This window comes from Virgibacillus halodenitrificans JCM 12304 (assembly GCF_001310895.1).
Classification (GTDB): Bacteria; Bacillota; Bacilli; order Bacillales; family Amphibacillaceae; genus Virgibacillus_Q; species Virgibacillus_Q halodenitrificans.
Genome location: NZ_BAZS01000068.1, coordinates 1 through 2,776, shown reverse-complemented (window position 1 = coordinate 2,776; position 2,776 = coordinate 1). Strand labels below are relative to the sequence as shown.

At 37.0% G+C, this 2,776-nt stretch carries 5 protein-coding genes; 4 read left to right on the top strand and 1 reads right to left on the bottom strand.

All coding sequences use genetic code 11. From position 1 onward, the window contains the following. Positions 1 to 74 precede the first annotated feature (74 nt). Positions 75 to 551 carry a GNAT family N-acetyltransferase gene (locus JCM12304_RS18715; protein ID WP_060681993.1) on the top strand — a complete coding sequence of 159 codons (477 nt, stop codon included), beginning with the start codon at positions 75 to 77 and terminating at the stop codon, positions 549 to 551. On the opposite strand, the gene JCM12304_RS18710 is transcribed toward JCM12304_RS18715, so the two are convergent. Further along, positions 548 to 694, bottom strand: a complete 147-nt coding sequence (locus tag JCM12304_RS18710; RefSeq protein ID WP_218185802.1) for a hypothetical protein — start codon at positions 692 to 694, stop codon at positions 548 to 550. The genes JCM12304_RS18715 and JCM12304_RS18710 overlap by 4 nt on opposite strands. A gap of 206 nt (positions 695 to 900) precedes the next feature. Here JCM12304_RS18710 and JCM12304_RS18705 point away from each other — a divergent pair, with 206 nt between their 5' ends. The 3 genes from JCM12304_RS18705 (at position 901) to JCM12304_RS18695 (ending at position 2,549) form a co-directional block, all read left to right on the top strand. Then, entirely contained in the window at positions 901 to 1,137 is a 237-nt protein-coding gene (locus tag JCM12304_RS18705) for a DUF3953 domain-containing protein (RefSeq protein ID WP_060681991.1), read from the top strand. A gap of 90 nt (positions 1,138 to 1,227) precedes the next feature. Next, the gene (locus JCM12304_RS18700) at positions 1,228 to 1,551 is read left to right on the top strand and encodes a YrhK family protein (RefSeq protein ID WP_060681990.1); all 324 of its coding nucleotides are present in this window, start codon (positions 1,228 to 1,230) and stop codon (positions 1,549 to 1,551) included. 65 nt (positions 1,552 to 1,616) lie between these two features. Then, on the top strand, positions 1,617 to 2,549 hold the full coding sequence (locus JCM12304_RS18695) for an aldo/keto reductase (RefSeq protein ID WP_060681989.1): 933 nt from the start codon (positions 1,617 to 1,619) through the stop codon (positions 2,547 to 2,549). The last annotated feature ends 227 nt before the right edge of the window (positions 2,550 to 2,776 follow it).

The window sequence follows — 2,776 nt, the reverse complement described above, 5'->3', positions numbered from 1 at the left end:
AAGCAACGCAGAAATGAGAGACAGCCCATCCCAGATGAGAGAGCAGTGCAAGACATAAACTTGGAGGAAACAGAATGAAATATGAATTTATACCAATGACACAGCAGCATGCAGAAATTATTGCTTACCATTGGCATTATGAGGGTGAATACTCATTTTACGATATGGAAGCGGACGAAGAAGACCTAAATGAATTCCTTGATGAAGAGGCTCGGGCGTCTAACTATTTTGTTGTAATAAATGCCAATGAGCTTATCGGATTTTTCTGTTTCCAGAAGCTGGATGCTAATATAATAGACATCGGTTTGGGGATGAAGCCGCAACTGACAGGCCAAGGAAATGGAGAGGATTTTCTAAAAACAGGTATCGAATTCGGGATTAATAAATACAAGCCAGCAACCATTACTCTCTCAGTCGCAAACTTTAATGAACGTGCAATTAATGTATATAAAAAAGTTGGATTTGTTCCTGAGGAAACTTTTAAACAGGATACAAACGGAGGAACTTATGAATTCCTAAAAATGAGTTATGATTTATATAAGCAAAATTAGTTCATATCCAACATTGATAAGTAAACAATACAAGCAATAAAAATAATTAACGCTAGTATGTTGGCAACTTTATAAAACGTTTTCTTCTCTTTTGGAATACTAAGCATGGCAACAATAATGCCAGCAAGAGTATAAACAGGCAAGAAGAAAAAAGCAATGTAAAATACTACTTGCGGCGCTGAGATCAATGAAAAAATGAGAACACATAGAAGTAGAATCAACAATAATGATAAAGTTATTTTTGTAAATTTATTCATACTACACCGCCAATCTACTAGATTAGTTGCATTCATCTTACCATACACAATAAACGTTTTTAATCATTGTTAAAGGAAAGGAGTGTGTTTTATTGCTTACAATCAGCCGTTTGGTGCTTTCCATTATTGTAGTAATCATGGCAGCATATGGATTAATAACAGGTAATTTGGAAAGCTTGCCGATAATCATGGCGCTTTTAGGAATACAGTTATGTCTTACGGGTATCGAGCTGCTACAAAAAAACAAGAAAAGCTTTTTGGGTTATGCAGATATTATTATAGCTTTATTCTTATTTTTTGTTGCTATACAAGGGGTTATGTATAGTTAATAAACTATTTTTTAAAAAGTGTCGAAATTATATTGTTTAATATTATAAATAGGTGTGAATAGAACTATAGAAGCTAAAGGAGGACTATTCATGCCAAATACGGAATGTTGCAACGATACAAACCATAGCAGCCAAACACGCGATGAGTATGTGACTGGAAAAATGCGGCAACATACAAGGTTTTACAAAAAAATATACCAATTGTTATATACTTTAAATGACTTTCTTTTAGGACTGTGGTTTTTAATTGGAAGCATATTCTTTTATTTTGAGCCCTTAAAGACTTGGGGAGTCACATTATTTGTGATTGCTAGCCTACAATTCGTATTAAAACCAACCATTCGCTTAATTCATGAAATCGATGCAAAGCGATACTATGGTCGAAAATATGATGAAGAGATTCGGAATACGTAGAGCAGACGTTTAATTGGATTAGTTAAGAGGAACATGCTTATAGGTAGGAGAGGAGTGTTTAAATAATGAATCGACATGTGAAACTTGGTAAATCGGATCTTCAGGTTTTTCCTGTAGGGTTGGGAACGAATGCAGTTGGTGGACATAATATTTATCCGAACATGCTGGATGAAGAACAGGGAAAAGATGTAGTTCGTGCGGCGCTTGATAATGGTATTAACTTTTTGGATACTGCGTTTATTTATGGACCTGAACGTTCTGAAGAGCTTGTTGGAGAAGTAATGAAGGAATATAAGCGTGATGAGATAGTGCTTGCGACAAAGGGAGCACATGAATTCATAGGTGAAAGAACTGTAATGAATAACTCGCCAACCTTTCTAAAGCAACAGGTGGAGGACAGTCTTCGCAGGATGAAGACTGATTATATAGATTTGTATTACATCCATTTTCCAGATAAAGACACACCAAAAGATGAAGCTGTCGGTGCCTTAAAGGAATTGCGTGATCAGGGGAAAATCCGTTCCATCGGTGTATCTAACTTTTCTTTAGAGCAATTAAAAGAGGCAAATAAAGATGGCTATGTAGACGTCATACAATCAGAATATAATTTACTTCATCGGGATGCGGAAAAAGAAATGTTCCCTTACACGAGCAAAGAAAATATTACCTATATCCCATATTTTCCATTGGAATCCGGCCTTCTAGCGGGGAAGTATGATACTTCCACTAAGTTTACAGATATACGAGCTAAGAAACCAAGCTTCCAAGGTGAGGCATTCAAGGAAAATTTGAAAAAGGTAGAAAAGCTTCGTGAAATTGCTAATGCGTACGGAGAAGAAGTAGCCCATATTGTGCTCGCATGGTATTTCTCCAGACCATCACTGGACGTAGTTATACCAGGAGCGAAACGCGTCCACCAAGTGAAGGAAAATAAACGTGCTGGGGAGATCAAGCTAACAAAAGAAACTATTCAAGAGATTGATCAGCTATTTAGCTGAATATGATGCGGTACAGCCGATAGAACATGGGACGAGTTCTATCGGCTATTTTTATGACTTTTTATCTAGTCTAATAGACAGAACACCCTCCCTAAGCAGCATAAGTGTCCAATAGAGCCGTTCTAATAGACAGACGCCCTCCCCAAGCAGCATAAGTGTCCAATAGAGCTATTCTAATAGACAAACCGCGCCCCCCAAACAGCATAAGTGTCCAATAGAGCCGTTCT

What these genes read in the sequence shown, in the direction of transcription:
- JCM12304_RS18715 (WP_060681993.1), top strand. Translation starts at nt 75, where the DNA reads ATGAAATATGAATTTATACCAATGACACAGCAGCATGCAGAAATTATT.
- JCM12304_RS18700 (WP_060681990.1), top strand. Translation starts at nt 1,228, where the DNA reads ATGCCAAATACGGAATGTTGCAACGATACAAACCATAGCAGCCAAACA.
- JCM12304_RS18695 (WP_060681989.1), top strand. Translation starts at nt 1,617, where the DNA reads ATGAATCGACATGTGAAACTTGGTAAATCGGATCTTCAGGTTTTTCCT.